This window comes from Mesorhizobium sp. U510, assembly GCF_059180695.1.
In genome coordinates this window covers 3,520,966-3,538,178 of record NZ_CP180532.1, presented here as the reverse complement: position 1 = coordinate 3,538,178, position 17,213 = coordinate 3,520,966, and the positions used below count along the sequence as shown (strand labels likewise).

General features: G+C 62.6%; 19 protein-coding genes. 11 read left to right on the top strand and 8 right to left on the bottom strand.

Annotated features, from left to right (window positions below):
• Window positions 1-157: 157 nt before the first annotated feature.
• The 3 genes from ACLGL5_RS18520 to ACLGL5_RS18510 all read left to right on the top strand — a co-directional run bounded on the left by ACLGL5_RS18520 (window position 158) and on the right by ACLGL5_RS18510 (window position 3,569).
• Window positions 158-2,311 carry a transglycosylase domain-containing protein gene (locus tag ACLGL5_RS18520; RefSeq protein ID WP_019857123.1) on the top strand — a complete coding sequence of 718 codons (2,154 nt, stop codon included), beginning with the start codon at window positions 158-160 and terminating at the stop codon, window positions 2,309-2,311.
• Between the two features lie 111 nt (window positions 2,312-2,422).
• A complete protein-coding gene (locus ACLGL5_RS18515; RefSeq protein WP_019857122.1) occupies window positions 2,423-3,007 on the top strand; it encodes a DUF1214 domain-containing protein in 585 nt (194 codons plus the stop codon).
• Complete coding sequence (locus ACLGL5_RS18510; protein ID WP_038645568.1) at window positions 3,000-3,569, top strand: DUF1254 domain-containing protein; 570 nt, start codon at window positions 3,000-3,002, stop codon at window positions 3,567-3,569. Before ACLGL5_RS18515 ends, ACLGL5_RS18510 begins: the two co-directional genes overlap by 8 nt.
• Before the next feature lie 51 nt (window positions 3,570-3,620).
• Here ACLGL5_RS18510 and ACLGL5_RS18505 read toward each other — a convergent pair whose 3' ends face one another.
• A complete protein-coding gene (locus tag ACLGL5_RS18505) occupies window positions 3,621-3,806 on the bottom strand; it encodes a hypothetical protein (RefSeq protein WP_083246684.1) in 186 nt (61 codons plus the stop codon).
• Between the two features lie 210 nt (window positions 3,807-4,016).
• Here ACLGL5_RS18505 and ACLGL5_RS18500 point away from each other — a divergent pair, with 210 nt between their 5' ends.
• Complete coding sequence (locus tag ACLGL5_RS18500; protein WP_069091740.1) at window positions 4,017-5,051, top strand: DUF2336 domain-containing protein; 1,035 nt, start codon at window positions 4,017-4,019, stop codon at window positions 5,049-5,051.
• Here the strand turns inward: ACLGL5_RS18500 and ACLGL5_RS18495 are convergent.
• From ACLGL5_RS18495 to ACLGL5_RS18485, 3 genes are all read right to left on the bottom strand, one after another.
• Window positions 5,029-5,376, bottom strand: coding sequence for a DUF1491 family protein (locus ACLGL5_RS18495; protein ID WP_019857119.1), 348 nt, complete (start codon window positions 5,374-5,376; stop codon window positions 5,029-5,031). The two genes, ACLGL5_RS18500 and ACLGL5_RS18495, sit on opposite strands and share 23 nt — an antisense overlap.
• A 207-nt stretch (window positions 5,377-5,583) precedes the next feature.
• On the bottom strand, window positions 5,584-6,396 hold the full coding sequence (locus ACLGL5_RS18490) for a peptidoglycan-binding domain-containing protein (protein WP_064982929.1): 813 nt from the start codon (window positions 6,394-6,396) through the stop codon (window positions 5,584-5,586).
• Window positions 6,371-8,134 carry a sensor histidine kinase gene (locus tag ACLGL5_RS18485; protein WP_038652361.1) on the bottom strand — a complete coding sequence of 588 codons (1,764 nt, stop codon included), beginning with the start codon at window positions 8,132-8,134 and terminating at the stop codon, window positions 6,371-6,373. The genes ACLGL5_RS18490 and ACLGL5_RS18485 overlap by 26 nt, the downstream gene beginning before the upstream one ends.
• Window positions 8,135-8,666: 532 nt before the next feature.
• Between ACLGL5_RS18485 and ACLGL5_RS18480 the strand changes: the two genes are divergently transcribed.
• Window positions 8,667-9,017, top strand: coding sequence for a DUF5330 domain-containing protein (locus ACLGL5_RS18480; protein WP_019857116.1), 351 nt, complete (start codon window positions 8,667-8,669; stop codon window positions 9,015-9,017).
• Window positions 9,018-9,119: 102 nt separating this feature from the next.
• Window positions 9,120-9,548 carry a SufE family protein gene (locus ACLGL5_RS18475; protein WP_019857115.1) on the top strand — a complete coding sequence of 143 codons (429 nt, stop codon included), beginning with the start codon at window positions 9,120-9,122 and terminating at the stop codon, window positions 9,546-9,548.
• Between the two features lie 82 nt (window positions 9,549-9,630).
• On the opposite strand, the gene ACLGL5_RS18470 is transcribed toward ACLGL5_RS18475, so the two are convergent.
• A complete protein-coding gene (locus ACLGL5_RS18470; RefSeq protein ID WP_019857114.1) occupies window positions 9,631-10,056 on the bottom strand; it encodes a Ros/MucR family transcriptional regulator in 426 nt (141 codons plus the stop codon).
• 446 nt (window positions 10,057-10,502) lie between these two features.
• Entirely contained in the window at window positions 10,503-10,871 is a 369-nt protein-coding gene (locus tag ACLGL5_RS18465) for an SH3 domain-containing protein (RefSeq protein WP_038645559.1), read from the bottom strand.
• 114 nt (window positions 10,872-10,985) lie between these two features.
• Here ACLGL5_RS18465 and ACLGL5_RS18460 point away from each other — a divergent pair, with 114 nt between their 5' ends.
• The 5 genes from ACLGL5_RS18460 to ACLGL5_RS18440 all read left to right on the top strand — a co-directional run bounded on the left by ACLGL5_RS18460 (window position 10,986) and on the right by ACLGL5_RS18440 (window position 15,716).
• On the top strand, window positions 10,986-13,109 hold the full coding sequence (locus ACLGL5_RS18460; protein ID WP_069091738.1) for a S9 family peptidase: 2,124 nt from the start codon (window positions 10,986-10,988) through the stop codon (window positions 13,107-13,109).
• The gene (locus tag ACLGL5_RS18455) at window positions 13,106-13,732 is read left to right on the top strand and encodes a LysE family translocator (protein WP_069091737.1); all 627 of its coding nucleotides are present in this window, start codon (window positions 13,106-13,108) and stop codon (window positions 13,730-13,732) included. Before ACLGL5_RS18460 ends, ACLGL5_RS18455 begins: the two co-directional genes overlap by 4 nt.
• A 150-nt stretch (window positions 13,733-13,882) precedes the next feature.
• Complete coding sequence (locus ACLGL5_RS18450; RefSeq protein WP_027046644.1) at window positions 13,883-14,272, top strand: SET domain-containing protein; 390 nt, start codon at window positions 13,883-13,885, stop codon at window positions 14,270-14,272.
• A gap of 231 nt (window positions 14,273-14,503) precedes the next feature.
• The gene (locus tag ACLGL5_RS18445; RefSeq protein ID WP_069091736.1) at window positions 14,504-14,983 is read left to right on the top strand and encodes a hypothetical protein; all 480 of its coding nucleotides are present in this window, start codon (window positions 14,504-14,506) and stop codon (window positions 14,981-14,983) included.
• Complete coding sequence (locus tag ACLGL5_RS18440; protein ID WP_069091735.1) at window positions 14,925-15,716, top strand: serine hydrolase domain-containing protein; 792 nt, start codon at window positions 14,925-14,927, stop codon at window positions 15,714-15,716. The genes ACLGL5_RS18445 and ACLGL5_RS18440 overlap by 59 nt, the downstream gene beginning before the upstream one ends.
• A gap of 10 nt (window positions 15,717-15,726) precedes the next feature.
• Here ACLGL5_RS18440 and ACLGL5_RS18435 read toward each other — a convergent pair whose 3' ends face one another.
• Together ACLGL5_RS18435 and ACLGL5_RS18430 are read right to left on the bottom strand one after the other, a co-directional pair.
• The gene (locus ACLGL5_RS18435; protein WP_069091734.1) at window positions 15,727-16,677 is read right to left on the bottom strand and encodes a cytochrome c; all 951 of its coding nucleotides are present in this window, start codon (window positions 16,675-16,677) and stop codon (window positions 15,727-15,729) included.
• A gap of 9 nt (window positions 16,678-16,686) precedes the next feature.
• Window positions 16,687-17,124 carry a c-type cytochrome gene (locus tag ACLGL5_RS18430; RefSeq protein ID WP_019857107.1) on the bottom strand — a complete coding sequence of 146 codons (438 nt, stop codon included), beginning with the start codon at window positions 17,122-17,124 and terminating at the stop codon, window positions 16,687-16,689.
• Window positions 17,125-17,213: the final 89 nt, after the last annotated feature.

Sequence of the window (17,213 nt, the reverse complement as noted above, 5' to 3'; positions counted from 1 at the left end):
ATGGTTGCCCCTGCCCCCTCGTCGACAAACCTTGCAGCTGTGTCCTCACAGCCCTTGTGGGCACCCATAAAATGGATGAATAGTCGGGACAGGGCGCTGCCCTGAAATTGCAGGCTTGCGGTTTTCAGGTCACGCCACAGCCGAGCCGGGTTTTTGAATGGTCAGCCCTGAACCGCGCAAGAGAAGAGGTCCGATCGCGTCGCGCCTTCTGGCGCTGGACGCCTGGATCGATTCCTCGCTCTATGAGATCGGGTTCAAGGCGCGGCAGTTCTGGGAGGCCGCAACGATCTTCTCGCGGCGCTTCCGTCTCAAGGGCTGGCGGCGCGGCATCATCGAGATTTTGAGCGAAGGTTTCACGCTCGGCGCCGGCGGCATCGTGGTGATGCTGGCCCTGGCCATTCCGGCGTTCCAGGACACGGCCGGCGACTGGCGCGCCCAGGGCGATTTCGCCGTCACCTTCCTCGACCGCTATGGCAACGAGATCGGCCAGCGCGGCATCATCCAGCGCGATTCCGTGCCCGTCGACGAGATGCCCGATCACGTCATCAAGGCAGTGCTGGCCACCGAGGACCGACGCTTCTTCGACCACTACGGCATCGACGTACTCGGCCTGTCCCGCGCGATCTTCGAGAATGTGCGGGCGAACTCGGTCGTCCAGGGCGGCTCGAGCATCACCCAGCAGCTGGCCAAGAACCTGTTCCTGACCAATGAGCGCACCTTCGAGCGCAAGATCAAGGAAGCCTTCCTGTCGCTGTGGCTCGAAGCCAATCTGTCGAAAAAGGAAATCCTGCAGCTCTATCTCGACCGCGCCTATATGGGCGGCGGCACCTTCGGCATCGAGGCGGCGGCGGACTTCTATTTCGGCAAGAGCGTCAAGGACTTGAACCTGGCCGAAGCGGCGATGCTGGCCGGCCTGTTCAAGGCACCGACCAAATACGCCCCGCACATCAACCTGCCGGCAGCGCGCGCCCGCGCCAATGTGGTGCTGTCGAACCTGGTCGATTCCGGCTTCATGACCGAAGGCCAGGTGCTGCAGGCAAGACTGCATCCGGCCGACGTCGTCGACCGCGGCGAACAAAAAAGCCCCGATTATTTTCTCGACTGGGCCTTCGACGAGGTCAAGAAGATCGCCAAGCCGGGCCAGCATTCGCTGGTTGCCCATACCACCTTCGACGCCAACATCCAGAAGGCGGCGGAAGAGTCCGTCGAGTTCCACCTGCGCCAGTTCGGCAAGGAGTACAACGTCACCGAAGGTGCCGTGGTGGTCATTGAGACCAATGGCGCGGTCCGCGCCATCGTCGGCGGCCGCGACTACGGCGCCAGCCAGTTCAACCGCGCCACCAAGGCGCTGCGCCAGACCGGTTCGTCCTTCAAACCCTATGTCTACGCCACGGCGATGGAACACGGCTTCACGCCCAACTCCATCATTTCCGGCGGTCCGATCAGCTGGGGCAACTGGTCACCGCACAATTACAGCGGCGAATCAGCCGGCAACATCACGCTGATCATGGCGATGGCCAAGTCGATCAACACCGTACCGGTGCGGCTGGCCAAGGACCATCTCGGCATCGCGCCGATCAAAGCGATGGCCGAGGCGATGGGCGTGGAATCGCCGCTCGAGGCACACAAGACGATGGTGCTCGGCACTTCAGGCATGACCGTGATGGACCAGGCGACGGGCTACAGCGTGTTCGCCCAGAACGGCTTCGTCGGCTCCCGGCACGGCATCACCCAGCTCGTCACCCGCACCGGCGACGTGGTGTATGACTGGACCAAGGATGCGCCGCCGCCGCACCGGGTGCTGTCCGAGCAGGCGCTGAAATCCATGAACACCATGCTGGCGGCCGTGCCGGTGATGGGCACGGCGCGGCGGGCGCAAATTCCCAACATCGTTGTCGCCGGCAAGACCGGCACGACGCAATCCTATCGTGATGCCTGGTTTGTCGGCTTCACCGGCAACTACACGGCGGCCGTGTGGCTCGGCAATGATGATTTCACCCCGACCAAGAACATGACCGGCGGCTCGCTGCCGGCGATGGTGTGGCAACGCCTGATGGTCTACGCGCACCAGAACATCGACCTGAAGCCGATCCCCGGCATCGACAAACCTTTTGTCGACGAGGATATCGCGGCCAAGGCCGCGGAAGCGCAGAAGAAGAGCGAGGAACAGGCCGCGGCCGACGCGGCCGCCGAACGCCCTGCGGTGCTGTCCGGCCGGACCACGCAGACGCTGAGGGACATGACGCAGCTGTTCCAATCCGCACCCAAACTCAACGCCGCCGCCTCGCCCGAAACGCTCTCGGCGCTGTGACTTCGGCCTCGGCGCGGACCAAGCCAACAGGCAAATCCATCACGCCCGCTTGCCACAGGGCCCCGCGCCGCGATATCCCCGAACGGCAATCCTTCGCGCACGCGGCCCTTCATGCTCAAGAACGCCTTCCTGATGCTGCTTTCGCTTGCCATAGCCATTGGCGGCGGCGGCGCCAGCGTCTGGTATGCGCTGAAGATCCAGGACGGCGTCGGCGCCATCCGCATCGGCCAATGGACGGCCTTCCCCGACATCGGCACTCCAGCAGCCGACCCCTACTCGAAGGCCCGCGTGGCGCGCGAGGGCGTGCTTGCACTCGGCCGCGCCGAAGGCCTGTCCTTCGTCGCCGAAAATGACGCTGCCGGCGACCAGCTCAAGCGGGAATGCAGCTACAGGATAGAGGGCGGATTCCCGACCGCCCGCTTCTGGACGCTCTACGCCGCCGATCAATCGCTCGGCGTCGTCGAGACCGGCAAGCCGCGGCTTGCCGCGCTTCAATCCTACCAGGTGCTGCGCCAGGCCGACAATTCGGTGACCATCTCGGTCGGCCATCACCCCATGCCCGGCAATTGGCTTCTGACCGACGGTTCTGGACGGATGTATTTCGTCCTGACCTTCTACGACACGCCGATCGCCAGCAGCACCGGCCTGTCGGACGTCTCGCTGCCCAGGATCGTGAAGGCCGGCTGCGATGCGTAATGTCCTGGCCACGCTGCGCCGTCTTTTCCACGCTGTGCTGCTCGGCCTGGTCGGCGCCGGCATTGTCCACATCGTGGTGCTGCTCCTGGTACCGGAATTTTCGGAACGCGATGCCTGGTCGCGATTGTCCATGGCCTCCGATCTCTACCGGATGAACCGGCTCGATGCCGAGGCGGGCGGCGCGCCGGTGGTGAAATCGGTCGACCCGCTGTTCTACGCCACGGCCTGCCGGTTCGACCTCGAGGAAGGCATGGTCCGGATCAAAGCTCCGGGGAACGTCCCCTTCTGGTCGGTGTCGGTCTATGACCGCAACGGCCACAACATCTATTCCTTCAACGACCATACGGCGACCGGCGGCAAGCTCGATGCCGTGGTGCTGACGCCGGCGCAGATGATCGACGTGCGCAAGGATTTGCCCGAGGATCTGCAGGGAGCGATCTTCGTCGAAGCGCCGATCGACGAGGGCATCTTCGTCATCCGCAGCTTCGTCCCCGACGACAGCTGGAAGCCGATCGTGTCACGCTTTCTCGACCAGAGTTCCTGCGAGCTGCAGGATTTCTAGGCCAATAACCAGAGGCCCAGATCTAGTAGCCTGACGGAACGGACCAAGGCTTCAGTGGTGCGGCACCGGCGTCCGTGGCGATCCCGGCTTGTCGGGCCCGGCAGGCCGCGCTTCGCTGGTGCTGGACCGCTCATAGCGGATGCCTGGAAAGATGATCACAGCCGCCGGTATTTCGGTGGTTTGCTTGGCTCGATTGGTCGGTGCCGCACGCGGCACGAAAGACAGTACCATGCCCATGATTCGCGCATTCCTCTCGGTTTCCCCGGAGCACAACGCAACGCCTCCAAATATCATTAAGGCCGGCAGAGGGTTAACGGAGCGCTAACGGATCACCGCTAACTTGATCTTTGTCTTGAGGTCAGCAGGTTCTGACCAGGGCAATCGCTCAACCGACACAGTCCCGGTTGAGCGTGGTCAAGGCTGTGTATCGAGTATCGGGTATCCTTCGTGTCATCTTCGGACTTCAGGCAAATCGCGATACGGACGGAATCGGGCAAGGCCGAAAGGCTGTTCCGCGCCGCGGTGTCGGCGTTCTGCTCGCTGACCCGCCCGTCACGCCGCGAGATCGGCCAACTCGAAGACCTGACGCTGCCGCTGTTCGACGATGTGTCCGTCGAATCGCGACGCTACGTCGCCGCCGCCCTTTCCGAATGCGAATATGCCCCTGCGGCGCTCGTGCGGCGCCTCTGCGAGGAACCGGTCGACATTGCCGCACCGCTTCTGATCCGTTCGCGCGCCGTCAGCGATATCGACCTGATCGCGCTGATCGGCCGGCACGGGCTGCCGCACGCGCGCGCCATAGCGCGCCGCAAGGACCTGAACCCGACCATCGCCGATCTGATCCGGGCGCTCGAACGGCCGACACTGGTGCGGGTACGGGAACCGGACGTGCAAGCCCCCGCGGCGCCAACCGTCGCAGCCGTGAATGCGGAAGCTGCCGAGGACAGTGCTTCAAGCCAACAGTCTCCCGGCATTGCCGCCGAGAATGCCCGGCGCAGGCTGCGCTCGATGATGCGTACCGGCGACGAAGCATCGGCGGCGAAGGTCGATGCGTTCCCCGCCTCGGATACCTATGTCAAACTGCGCGAGACGGCGCTGACGGGAAACGCCGCTTTCTTCCAGACCGCGCTCGCGGACGCGCTCGACATTGATTTCTCGACCGCGCGCTCGCTGACTGCCAGCCAGAACTATGCCTCACTGCTCGCGGCGCTACGCTCGCTCGACTTCAGCGAGGACAGGGCCTTCCTGATCACCGTCGCCATCTACCCCAGCCTGTTCCCGCATCCGCAGGCCATCCGCACCTATCTCGACCGCTACCGCCTGCTGCATCGCGACGTGGCTCTGGACAGGGTGCGGGGATGGAAAGCCGAGGCCCTCTCCAGGATGGTTCGCGACGCGTCGCCCGCAAACAGCGACAGCCGCAGGGCATCGAACAGCGACGAAGCCTCAGCCCCCGCCCTCAAGGCGTCTTCACGGAAATAAGCTCCTCGACGGGAACGGTGCCGGCCTCGATCTCCACCACCCAGATGTCGGGATCGAACTTCTTTTCCCTCTCGAGACGGGCATCGAGCACGGCCGGATCGTCTTCGGCGGCGAGAAGGCTGAAGAAACGGTCGTCGGGCTTGGCCGAATCGTAGCTTGTCTGCGGCGCCGGCCCGTAGAGGGCGACGTCACCCAGCCTGCCCCGCGCCAGCACGAAAACAGCACCGGCCTCGGTCGCGCCACGGTTGACCACGGCGGCAAATCCGCCAGCGCCGAAAACGCGGCGCACCAAGGCAGAAACCCACAGATCCGATGTGACGCGCATAAGAAAGCTCCGAAAGCGTGCGGGCTATCTAAAGCAGATGGCCGTTTCAAGGAAACGGCCATCTGCTCTAACTCTTTGTTTTGACGCAATTCCCTAGGGAAAGCGCTACGCGCTTTTCCCGGGAAAACCGTTCAAACTTTTCCTGGAATTGCTTGCCGACAATTCCGCCGCTCGGCGAGCCGTCGTTTCGGCCTCGTTGGCCGGACCTTAATTGGTCAGGCCGATCTCGCGCATCTTGACGTAGACGATCTCGTCGGGCTCGCCGGTCTGCGGCAGGCCGAACAGCGACTGGAATTCCTTGATCGCCGCCTTGGTGCGCGCGCCGACGACACCATCCAACTGCATGTCGTCATTGCCGAACGCCTTGAGCCCGGCCTGGATCTTGACGATGCGGGGGTCGGGTCCCTGGGTCGGGGCGGCATCCGTCTGCCCGGAATTCGTTTGCCCAGAATTTGTCTGACCAGAATTTGTCTGGAGGGACACCGGAACGGCGGCCTGCGTATCCGGGCGCGGCTGCGGTTTGGGCACGGAGGCAGTCTTCGGCGTTGCACCAAGCTGATCGAGCAACAGGGCATCGATCTCGCCGGAAGCGTTGAGGCCGACCTTCTGCTGGTAGGCCTGTATGGCCTTGCGCGTGTTGGGGCCGGAAATGCCGTCGACCGTGCCGGAATAGAAGTCGAGGTCCTTCAATATGCCTTGCACCTGCTCGACCACCGGATCACCCTTCATCGGTGCGGGGGCCGCATTGGGCCGCACGATGTTGATCGTCGTCTCCGGCTCGTCGGAGGCAGTGTGCGGAAAACCCTGGAAATTGCGGGTGGCGAAGAACGCCCCGGCATGCGGGAAAGGCTGATACCACAGCGCATTCGCCGAGACATAGAACAGCGTCACCAGGAATGCCGTCGACCCGCCGACCAGGACCGGATTGCGCGAAATCATCCCGCCGACGGCCATGGCGCCGTCCTGGAAGGCGTTGCTGCGGCGTTTGACCGCCTTAGGCTGTTTTGCGGAGCGAGCCATTTCTGTCCCCTTTCGCCCTCGTCACCGGCATCGTCAGCACCCCTGCCTCGTTCGCCGGACGCCCCTTCGGCCCGTTGACCGGCAGGCTGATGGTCACCGTGGTGCCCTCGCCCGGCATGCTTTCGATCGACATGGTGCCTTCGTGCAGCGCCACCAGCCCCTTCACCAGCGACAGGCCAAGGCCGGTCCCCTCGAAACGGCGCGTATAGTCGTTCTGGATCTGCGTGAAGGGCTTGCCGAGATTGGCGAAATCCTCCTCGGCAATGCCGATGCCGGTGTCCCTGACCCAGAAATGCAGGCGCGAACCGATCCGCTTGGCGCCAACGACGACATCGCCGCCGTCGGGCGTGAACTTGATCGCATTCGAGACGAGATTGATCAGCATCTGCTGCACGGCGCGGCGATCGGCATTTATGTCGCCGGCGTCGGGAGCGATCTGCGTCTGCAAATCGATGTTCTTGGCCTGCGCCTGCAGCCGCATCATCGACTGGCACATCTCGACGGCTTCCATAAACCGGAACGGCTCCGGGTCCGCCGTGTAGGCGCCCGATTCGATCCTCGACACGTCGAGTATGGACGTCACGACAGCCAGAAGATGCTGGCCCGAATCCCGCACCAGGGTGACATATTCCTTCTGGCGCGGATCCTTGAAGGCGCCGAACATCTCATGCAGCAGCATGTCCGAGAAGCCGATGATGGCGTTCAGCGGCGTGCGCAGTTCATGGCTGACCACCGCCAGGAACCGGCCCTTGGCCACTTCCGCGGCTGCCGCCGTCTCATTGGCCTGCGCCAGTTCCTCACGCAGGCGGGCAGTCTCGTCATTCTCGCGCAGCACCAGCGTGAAGACGTCGCTCTGCTCCTCGCCACGCAGCAGTTCGAGCAGGAATGGCCGGTAATTGTCGGCCATCAAGCGACTGTCACTTTGGCGCGTATCATTCTGGCCGTTGCCGTTCTGGGGCAGCCTGACGCGCAATTCGAGGCGGCGCGAGGCAGCACCATCGCGCATATCCGCCAGGGCGCTGAGATAGGAGACACGGTCCGACAGGTGGACACGGTCGAACAAGCCGGTTCCGGAAAGCAGTTCCGGCGGCAATTTCAAAAGCGTGCGTGCCTTGGCGGACGCATCGAGCACCTCGCCATGGCGGGCGACGCGCAGGATCACCGCGTCGATGATGTCTTCCAGCCGGTCGCCGGTATCGAGCGTATCGGCCGCACCGGCGCTATCGCGAAACGCCGACAGGCGCGGGATCAGCGTCAGCGCCCAGGCCAGCGGCACCAGCCAATGCCAGGCAGCGATCTGCGCGCCCGCGAAGGGCAAGAAGGCCGCAGCCAGAGGCTGAAGGGCGATGGCGGCAATGGCCGAGACCGCTCCCCACAGGACCGCACGCCGCGAAGCGCCGATCCACCAGGCTTCGAAGGGCAGCGCCACGGCAAGCACGGCGACGGGAGAACTCAACCCGCCGGCGGCGGCGATCAGACCGCCAAGCGCAACGGCCGCCATCGCCAGGGCAACCGGTGCCGCCACGGGCATCTTGCCGGTAGCCGCCACCAGCAAGGCGACGAACCAGCACAGACCGAAGGCGGCGAAGATAGCGGCCATGGTCACAGCGGCGCCCATGCCTGATGTGACCAGCGTGACCGCGGCACCCGCGGCGAAGAATGGCGCTGCCAGCATGACACCGATGAAACGGCGTTGGCGCTCGCGGCCGCTCTGCCCGAGAATTGAGGGATGGACCATACGTTCGCAACCGGCGGCAATCGCGCCAGGCAATTCAGCGTATCTGGCCTTGATCGGCATCAACTCAACGCACTCGCACTCGTCGTGAACAGCTCTGCTTTTGCAGATTGTTTTGATTGGCTCCGAAACTCTCATCCAGCGTTTAAGGAATGGATAAGGCAGGGCCGACCAAAGCCCGGCCCGTGGCAAATATCGGGATCGCAGCGGTCGAAAACCCGGGCAAATGCCGCCATAGTAAATGGAGGGTTATCTGCGAACGCCTGCCGTCGCCGGATCATGGACGAGGTGAGAACCGACTGAATTCCAGAAAAATTCAATGGAAACAGCAGGATAAACGGTTATCAAGAGATAACGAAAATCGTCCCGATATGAAACAAATCCATGGCAAAACGCTTCGTTTCGAATTTGCCTAAAATTTGAGGAAAATTGTCGCTGTGCGCGCAAGCCGTCCTTTGTGCCTGTGTGCCAACATTCTGCCCATAAAAGAGGTCATGCCATATGATGCATGATCCGGTCACGACAAGAGGCGGGCATGTTCTTCCTGATAAGAATGGCTTTCTGGTTTTCACTGGTGCTGCTGGCGCTGCCGCTGGGTGTCGGTTCCGACGAGCCGGGGCAGGAAAGCGTCGGGCCGATCCAGGCCCTGTTCGCGGCACGCGACGCGGTGGGCGACATTGCCGGCATCTGCGAGCGCAAGCCCGACGTCTGTGAGACGGGCAAGTCGGCGATGCACACCATCACCGCGCGTGCCAAGGAAACCGCCAAGATCGCGGCCGCCATGCTGGACGACAAGTCCACCGGCCCCGATACCTCGACAATGACGGGCAGCGTGGCGGAAGAGATCGTCCTGCCCGAGACCGTCAACCTGCCGGTCAAGAATTAAGCCGTCTCGACGGCGCACCGCGGGCCGTCTGCCCTCTCGACGCCCGCGGTGTCCTTGTTTTTTTTCCGTGACGCGGGGCCGCCGCGTGACTATATCCGGGTCATGACGACCACGATCCAGACGATCCGCGACGACTTCTCCTTCCTTGACGAATGGGAGGACCGCTATCGTTACGTCATCGAGCTCGGCGAGGCGCTGCCTCCCTTTCCCGATGAAGAGCGCAATGCCGCCAACAAGGTCCCGGGTTGCGTCAGCCAGGTCTGGCTGACCACCGAACAGGGACCGGGCAGCGATCCGGTCGTCACTTTCACGGGGGATTCGGACGCCCATATCGTGCGCGGTCTGGTCGCGATCATGCTGGCGCTGTTTTCCGGACGGACCGCCAGCGAAATCCAGAAAACCGATGCGGAAGCCACGCTGAAGGCACTCGGCCTGGACGAACACCTGTCGCCGCAGCGCGCCAATGGCCTTCGCTCGATGGTCAAGCGCATCAAGCGCGATGCCGAGATGGCACTCAAGCAGACCGCCTGACGCCCTCCGGCCAGCCTGTTCCCCAAAATCAAACGGCGCCCAAAGGCGCCGTCGATGTCGGGTCGACCTGAGGGAACAGCGACTACCGCGCCTTGCGCTTGCGGCCAAGGCCCATCTTCTTGGCGAGCTGGGAGCGGGCTGCCGCATAGTTCGGAGCAACCATCGGATAGCTCGGGTCGAGATTCCACTTTTCGCGATACTGCTCCGGCGTCAGATCATAGTGGGTCATCAGGTGACGCTTGAGCGACTTGAACTTCTTGCCGTCTTCAAGGCAGACAATGTAGTCGTCATGAACCGAGCGCTTCGGGTTGACAGCCGGCTTCTGCTTGTCGGCGGGGGGCTGTTCGGCGGTTCCGCCCACACGCCCGAGAGCGGCATGGACATCGGATATGAGGTTCGGCAATTCGCCGACCGGCACGGGGTTGTTGCTGACATAGGCGGCCACCACATCGGCGGTCAGCTCGATCAGCGCATCGTTGTTTCTGGAAGGTGTTTCGACAATATCCATGGTCTTCAGGCCCCAACAAGAGTTACGTCGATATGCGCCCTTTTTTACAGGCAGGGCATCGCACGAATTTTGAGCAGGTAGTGTTTCTACGATTCGTGTCGTGGGCACATCAATGCGACCATGGAGCAAGTAAGTCAATTCGCCCTTTGCATTATATTTAGGAAATCTGATCAACTATTCGCCAGTCAGCTTCAATCTTTCGTGCATCATGTAATTTTTCGATATTTCGTTCGCCAAACCGGCACTGCCTGACGTTAGGTCAGCTGATCGTTACATTCGCGATAACTCACAAAGCAATTCCCAATGCTCTGGTTTGCTTTGTCAGGGCGCCGTCAATCTTGGTTGTTCACAACTGTGCACAAAACCATAGGTTGCCGCTCATCTTTTCGCAGACAACGAGGCGACCTGTCCCATCGGCCGCATCACAATCAATCGACGACCGTCAATCAATACGGGGTGATGTACTTCCCATAGGCCCAGCCGGTGACGAAAGCGCCGTTTTTGGCCGGGTCGTGCCAGACCTCACACCAGCGATAGCGAACCGTCTGGTGTTGCTTCCATGCCGGCTGATTGGCGATGTCGAGCAGGTTTACGCCGCCGGTGCATCGCCCGGTCATCTGTAGGACCGTGCCGTTCGGGTATGCGGCCTGCTTCTGGGAGGTGCCGGACGGATACTTGCGCACGTTGAGCGTGTCGCCGAACGGCACATTGGCCACTTGCCAAGCCGCGAATACGGTCGCATGAGACTGGCCGGCAAAGACCAGAGTCAGCGAAGCGACGGCGAAAGTCGCAGCGATCCGAGATCGAATAGTCATCATCTTCCTCCCGACCCACCTCATGGAGCCGACACCACCTCTAGGTTACGGCCCTTGAACCCACCCTGATCGGCGTGTTCACTCATCATTCAAGATATTCCCAAGCGAGACGCAATGACCAAGACTTCCGGATTTCCGATCGTCAGCCCGCCGACACCGCAGAAGCGGCCGGTTTTCGACACGCATCACGGCATCACGCGAACCGATGAATATGCCTGGCTGCGGGCCGACAACTGGCAGGAGATGTTTCGGGACCCGTCCCTGCTCGACGCGGGCATCCGCGCCGAACTCGAAGCCGAGAATGCCTACCAGTCGAAGCTGATGGCCGACACTTCAGACCTGCGGAAGCAGCTTTTCAAGGAGATGAAGGGCCGCATCAAGGAAGACGATTCTTCCGTTCCGATGAAGGACGGGCCCTATGCCTATGGATCTTCTTTCAAGCTCGGCGGCGAGCAGCCGCGCTATTTCCGCATGCCGCGCGACGGCGGAACCGAGCAGATCCTGCTCGACGGCGACCTCGAGGCGGAAGGCAAGGCGTATTTCCGGCTCGGCGGTGTCGACCATTCGGCTGATCACCGCAGGCTGTTGTGGGCCTTCGACGACAAGGGGTCCGAGTTCTACACGTTGTGCGTGCGCGACCTTGCCGATGGCAAGGACCTGGCGGACCAGATTCCCGCGACAGGCGGCTCGGGCGTATGGGACGCGGGCAATGACGGATTCTTCTACACGCGTCTCGACCCCAACCACCGGCCCTCGAAAGTGCTGTTCCACGCGCTTGGACAAGACCCTGGAACCGACCGCCTGATCTATGAGGAAACCGATCCCGGCTTCTTCATGAATGTCGACGGCACCCGCGACAACCAATGGATCATGATCGGCATCAACGACCACGAGACCTCGGAATATCGGCTGCTGAGCGCCAGCGATCCGTTTGCCGAACCCAGGCTGGTTTGTGCGCGAGAGACCGGCCTTCAATATGAGCTGGAGGAAGGCGGCGACATCTTCTTCATCCTGACCAATGCGGACGGCGCCAAGGACTTCAAGATCATGACGGCGCCGGCAAGCGATCCGGTCCGCGCCAACTGGCAGGAGCTGGTGCCGCATGAACCGGGCCGGCTGATCCTGTCGGTGATCGGCTTCAAGGACCATATGGTCCGGCTTGAGCGCAAGGAGGGCCTGCCGCGCATTGTCGTGCGCGACCGCACCAGTGGGGAAGAGCATCTTCTGTCTCTCGATGAGGAGGCTTTCTCGCTCGGCCTGTCGGGCTCCTATGAATACGACACCGAGATCATGCGCTTTTCCTATTCGTCGATGACGACGCCGGCGCAGGTGTTCGACTACAATATGCGCACTCGCGAACGTGTGCTGCTCAAGACCCAGGAAGTTCCGGCCGGTCATGATGCGGACCATTATGTCACCAGGCGGCTGATGGCGCCCGCCGCCGACGGCGAGCTGGTGCCGATCTCGCTTCTGCACCATCGCGACACGCCGCTCGATGGCTCAGCACCTTGCCTGCTTTACGGCTACGGCTCGTACGGCATCACCGTGCCGGCGGCCTTCAACACCAACTGCCTGTCGCTGGTCGACCGCGGCTTCGTCTACGCCATCGCTCATGTGCGCGGCGGCAAGGACAAGGGCTACGGCTGGTACGATGACGGCAAGCGGGCGCACAAGATGAACACGTTTACGGATTTCATCGCCTGTGCGCGCCACCTCGTTGCCGAGCGCTATAGCGCGCATGACCGCATGGTCGCGCAAGGCGGCTCGGCCGGCGGCATGCTGATGGGCGCCATCGCCAATATGGCGCCGGACTGCTTCGGCGGCATCGTCGCCGAGGTTCCCTTCGTCGACGTGCTCACCACCATGCTCGACGCGACCTTGCCGCTGACACCGCCGGAATGGCCGGAATGGGGCAATCCGATCGCGTCGGCCGACGACTACCGCACCATCGCCGCTTACTCGCCTTACGACAATGTCGCGGCCCTCGACTATCCGCCGATCCTGGCGCTCGCCGGCCTAACCGACCCGCGCGTCACCTATTGGGAGCCGGCCAAATGGGTCGCACGGCTGCGCGACCGCAAGATCGGCGACAATCCGGTGCTGTTCAAGATCAACATGGATTCCGGCCATGCCGGCGCCTCCGGCCGGTTTTCAAGGCTGGAGGAGATCGCCTATACCTATTCCTTCGCGCTGAAGGTTACAGGCAAGGCGCAGCTTATCGAGGAGACCCTCCGATGATCGATCTGTCGACATTGATCGCCTACATCGCCGTCGTGCTCGGCTTTGTCTTTATTCCGGGTCCGGCGACGCTGCTGACGATCGCCCGGGCAACGAGTTCGGGAACGAAGGTCGGGATCGCGACCGGCGCCGGGATCGCGGCCGGCGACATTTTTCACACTGTCATGGCGATGGTCGGCATCTCGGCGATCATCGCCACGTCGGCGACGCTGTTCAGCATCGTAAAATACATTGGCGCGGCCTACCTGGTTTATCTCGGCATCCGCGCCATCATTGAAAAAACGCCGGCCGATCCAGCTGCCGGCGCGCTCGCGATCTCGGCCGGCAAGGCGTTTCGGCAGGCCGTCCTGACCGAAGTGCTCAACCCCAAGACCGCACTGTTTTTCCTGGCATTCCTGCCTCAGTTCGTACGGCCCGAAAACGGAACGGTGATGCTTCAATTGGCCGTGCTGGGAATTGTCTTCGTCGTGCTCGGCCTTTTCAGCACGATCGTCTTTGCCGTGAGCGCCGGTCGTCTCGGCTCTTTCCTGCGCCGAAATCCGACCGTGCTGAAATGGCAGGGCAAGGTTGTCGGCGGAATCTACTGTGCCTTGGGCGTGCGCCTGGCCTTGCAGCAACGCTGAGGCTCCGGACAGCACGTTCACTTTTGGGTTCAGCGATCATGACTTTTTGAATTCCGCATTGCTCATTTCCACTCGCAATTGCGATGGTCGCGCGTTACCCCTGCACGACTTTCCCGGGCGATGAAGCCCGCACGCGCACAAGGGTCCATTATGCTGCTCGTCGACGTCTATCTCGACAAATCGCCGATCCAGGGCATCGGCGTCTTCGCCAAGCACCACATCCCCAAGGGCACGCTGATCTGGAAGCTCGACCCCCGCTTCGACCGGATCATCGACGTCGAGACCTATGAGGGCGAGAGCGGGCCGGTGAAGAACTATCTCGACCGCTATTCCTACCCGGACCGGCGCGATCCGGCCTATATCGTCTTCGAAGCCGACGACGCCCGCTACATGAACCACGACGACGAGCCGAATTGCGATGTCTCGTCACCTGAGGAAACCTATGCCTTGCGCGACATCGCACCCGGCGAGGAACTGACCTGCAACTACAACCATTTCTTCGAGACGGGCTTCGATTTCCTCGGCGATCGGCACCTCTAGTCTGAAAATGGGCATGGCCCCTAGAAGCCGGGGCCGGAGACTTCGATTGCCCGGCCCCTGTCTGGGCTGCTAGTTTGGGTCCTGATAAATTAGAGCCCAAAAATGCTGCGGTCATTCGAGCAACTGCGCGACACGGCAAAGGCCGATCTTCTGATTGCGGCCGACGAGGAGCACGCGGCTTTGGCCGGCAGTGGCGCCTACGCGATGCCGTGGCACTAGCACGATTGCCTGATGTTCATCCTACCAAGCCATGGAACGGTCGAGCTCAAGCACGAAGACCAGCGCGAAGGGACGTGGCTGTCGCAGGATCGATTCGCCGTTGTGCCGCAGAACAGAGCGCATGAGACCCGCGCCGGGATTGGCGCGCATCGCCATGTCGCCATCTATGTCACCGGCGCCATTCTACGCCGGCTCGACCGGGAGATCGGCTCGCTCAGCGAGTTCCATCGGCGCACCCGGACGACGGCTCTGGTTCGCCGCACCGCCACGGTGCGGGCCCTGCAGGCGCTCTCGCTTCGCAATGACGGCGGCGCCTACGGCAACTCCGGTGTAAAACATTCTGTGAGTTCCGCCCTGCTCGTTCAATGCATTGCCGAGGTGATGGCTGGCGAGATGATGCCTGGCGAACCAGAGCCGTCGTCCGGGTGCGTCGATGGAACTCGCTGGGCGAGCCGATCTCCCGGTCGAGCCGGCGCAGAATGGCGCCAGTGACATAGATGGCGATGCGCGGGTCTGCGATGTCCTCGACATGCGGGTGAGCCTGGATTTCGAGGAGATCTATCACGATCCGCGCGGCCCCTCCGCGCGCTATCGCCGGGCCTGCCTGCTGGACCCCTCCGAACCCGGTGAGGAGCCCGAGACGGTCGTCGGCTTCATCGCCGGGCTGAAAAAAGGCCGGGGGGACCACGGCGGCGTCTATCACTACGCCTCCCCCAACTCCGATGTTCTGGGCCTCGTCATCCAGGGCGCTTCCGGGCGGCGCTTTCCTGATCTTGCTTCGGAGCGCCTGTTTCAGCCGCTCGGCGCCAGGCAGGATGCCTATGTCACGGTCGATCGAGCCGGCACGCCGCGCACGGGCGGCGGCATCAACATGACGCCGCGCGATCTCGCGCGCATCGGCGAGATGATGCGGCAGGGCGGCGCCGCCAATAGACGCCGCATCGTCTCGCAGGCCTGGGTGAACGACACCACTACCGGCGGCTCTTCCAAGGCCTGGTCCGAAAGCACTTCCGCGAGCTGGCTGCCGAAAGGCCGTTACCACAACAAATGGTACCAGACAGGCAACGGCGCCTTCTTCGCACTCGGCATTCATGGCCAGTGGCTCTATGTCGATCCGCGGGCAGAGATGGTCCTCGCAAAGTTTTCATCACAACCCGATGCCATCGTCGACGACGCCAAGGATTTCAATCTCACTCTGTTCGACGCACTGGCAAAGATCGTCTGAGCCTGAACGCTCAATTCGCAGCCTGCTTGCGCGTGGGATAGCCGTTCGGGTGCGGCGGCACAGCTTTGAGATAGGCGGCGATCGCAGCCCGGTCCCCTGCTGTCAGCTCGGCCATGTTGCGCTGGACGTCGACCATCGCGCCGCCAACGGAATCGAAATTGGGCGTGAAGCCGGTTTCGAGGTAGTTGGCGATGTCGGCTTCGGACCAGTTGGCGAGGCCGCCCTTGCCCGATGTGATGTTGGGCACGATGCCCGAGCCCTCGGCCGCCACGGCCCCCGCCAGCCATTCGCCTTTCTTCGTCCCCCCTGCGAAGTTACGCGGCGTGTGGCATTCGCCGCAGTGGCCCGGCCCCTCGACCAGATAGCGGCCGGACGCCACCGGATCGGGCGCGCCATCGGCCAAGGCAACAACAGGCTGGTCGCTGAGATAGAGGCGCTTCCACAAGCCGATGCCACGCCTGACGTTGAACGGGAACGCAAGCGAATTGCCCGGCGCCTTGCCGGCGACGGCGGGCAGCGTCTTCAGGAAGGCATAGAGATCGGCAACGTCCGACGGCTTCATGCGGGCGTAGGACGCGTAGGGAAAGGCCGGATAGAAATGCTCGCCGGACGGTGAAACGCCCTTGAGCATGGCGTTGGCAAGGTCCTCGACCGACCATGCACCGATGCCGTCCTTGGGGTCTTGCGAAATGTTGGGCGGGACAAAGGTGCCGAACGGCGTCTTGAGTTGAAGACCACCGACCAGTTGAAGCCGAGCATCGCCCTGCGAACCCGGCTTCGCGTGGCAGGAGGTGCAACCGCCGGCGTAGAAAATGCGCTTGCCCTTGGTCGCGTCGCCCGGGCCGAGTTGCGCCAGGGCCGTCGCGTCCAGCTTGACCGGTGCCGACAGCAGCCAACCACCGACCGCGCCGACGCTGCCCAGAATGAGGGCCGCGCCGACCAGCTTCTTCAGCCATGCCATGTCAGGCAATCAGCCCTTCTTGATCCTGTAACCCTGATGGCAGGCGCCGCAATCCGAACCGATGGCGCCGACTTGCGCTTTCAGCGCGTCGACATCGGCGGGAGCCGCCGCGACCGCGGCCTTGACGTTGGCGAGATACTTGTCCTCGGCGGCCTTGAAGCCGGCCGTGTCTTCCCAGATTTTCGGCCCCGCCGTGGTGTCGCCGGCATCGCTGCCTTTCGGGAACAAAGCGTCGACGTCGAACTTCTCGGCATTCACCTGCAGCGCCTGCAGCTGCGTCAGCACGGCAGTGGCATCAAAGGAGTCCTCGCCCTTGGCGACTTTCGCCAAGCCGCCGACGATCTTTCCGCGTTCCTTCATCAGAGCCTGCCGGTCGATGATCGGATCGGCAAAGGCCGCCGAACCGGCGAAGGCGAGCATTGAGATGGCGATGACAAGCTTTCTCATTCATTTGGCTCCGTGATGAAGGTATTTGGGACACGACGTTAACGGATGCGGCGGACGGAATATTCCCTGTCCTCGGATGGTTTTTTCCG

Excerpts from the sequence above, each read along its gene's own strand:
- ACLGL5_RS18470 (WP_019857114.1), bottom strand. The coding sequence starts at position 10,056 with ATGGATATTGTCGAAACACCTTCCAGAAACAACGATGCGCTGATCGAG.
- ACLGL5_RS18440 (WP_069091735.1), top strand. The coding sequence starts at position 14,925 with ATGGAACTCGCTGGGCGAGCCGATCTCCCGGTCGAGCCGGCGCAGAAT.
- ACLGL5_RS18480 (WP_019857116.1), top strand. The coding sequence starts at position 8,667 with ATGTTCTTCCTGATAAGAATGGCTTTCTGGTTTTCACTGGTGCTGCTG.
- ACLGL5_RS18475 (WP_019857115.1), top strand. The coding sequence starts at position 9,120 with ATGACGACCACGATCCAGACGATCCGCGACGACTTCTCCTTCCTTGAC.
- ACLGL5_RS18445 (WP_069091736.1), top strand. The coding sequence starts at position 14,504 with ATGTTCATCCTACCAAGCCATGGAACGGTCGAGCTCAAGCACGAAGAC.
- ACLGL5_RS18515 (WP_019857122.1), top strand. The coding sequence starts at position 2,423 with ATGCTCAAGAACGCCTTCCTGATGCTGCTTTCGCTTGCCATAGCCATT.
- ACLGL5_RS18520 (WP_019857123.1), top strand. The coding sequence starts at position 158 with ATGGTCAGCCCTGAACCGCGCAAGAGAAGAGGTCCGATCGCGTCGCGC.
- ACLGL5_RS18505 (WP_083246684.1), bottom strand. The coding sequence starts at position 3,806 with ATGGGCATGGTACTGTCTTTCGTGCCGCGTGCGGCACCGACCAATCGA.
- ACLGL5_RS18430 (WP_019857107.1), bottom strand. The coding sequence starts at position 17,124 with ATGAGAAAGCTTGTCATCGCCATCTCAATGCTCGCCTTCGCCGGTTCG.
- ACLGL5_RS18465 (WP_038645559.1), bottom strand. The coding sequence starts at position 10,871 with ATGACTATTCGATCTCGGATCGCTGCGACTTTCGCCGTCGCTTCGCTG.
- ACLGL5_RS18460 (WP_069091738.1), top strand. The coding sequence starts at position 10,986 with ATGACCAAGACTTCCGGATTTCCGATCGTCAGCCCGCCGACACCGCAG.
- ACLGL5_RS18435 (WP_069091734.1), bottom strand. The coding sequence starts at position 16,677 with ATGGCATGGCTGAAGAAGCTGGTCGGCGCGGCCCTCATTCTGGGCAGC.
- ACLGL5_RS18485 (WP_038652361.1), bottom strand. The coding sequence starts at position 8,134 with ATGGTCCATCCCTCAATTCTCGGGCAGAGCGGCCGCGAGCGCCAACGC.
- ACLGL5_RS18455 (WP_069091737.1), top strand. The coding sequence starts at position 13,106 with ATGATCGATCTGTCGACATTGATCGCCTACATCGCCGTCGTGCTCGGC.
- ACLGL5_RS18450 (WP_027046644.1), top strand. The coding sequence starts at position 13,883 with ATGCTGCTCGTCGACGTCTATCTCGACAAATCGCCGATCCAGGGCATC.
- ACLGL5_RS18490 (WP_064982929.1), bottom strand. The coding sequence starts at position 6,396 with ATGGCTCGCTCCGCAAAACAGCCTAAGGCGGTCAAACGCCGCAGCAAC.
- ACLGL5_RS18495 (WP_019857119.1), bottom strand. The coding sequence starts at position 5,376 with ATGCGCGTCACATCGGATCTGTGGGTTTCTGCCTTGGTGCGCCGCGTT.
- ACLGL5_RS18510 (WP_038645568.1), top strand. The coding sequence starts at position 3,000 with ATGCGTAATGTCCTGGCCACGCTGCGCCGTCTTTTCCACGCTGTGCTG.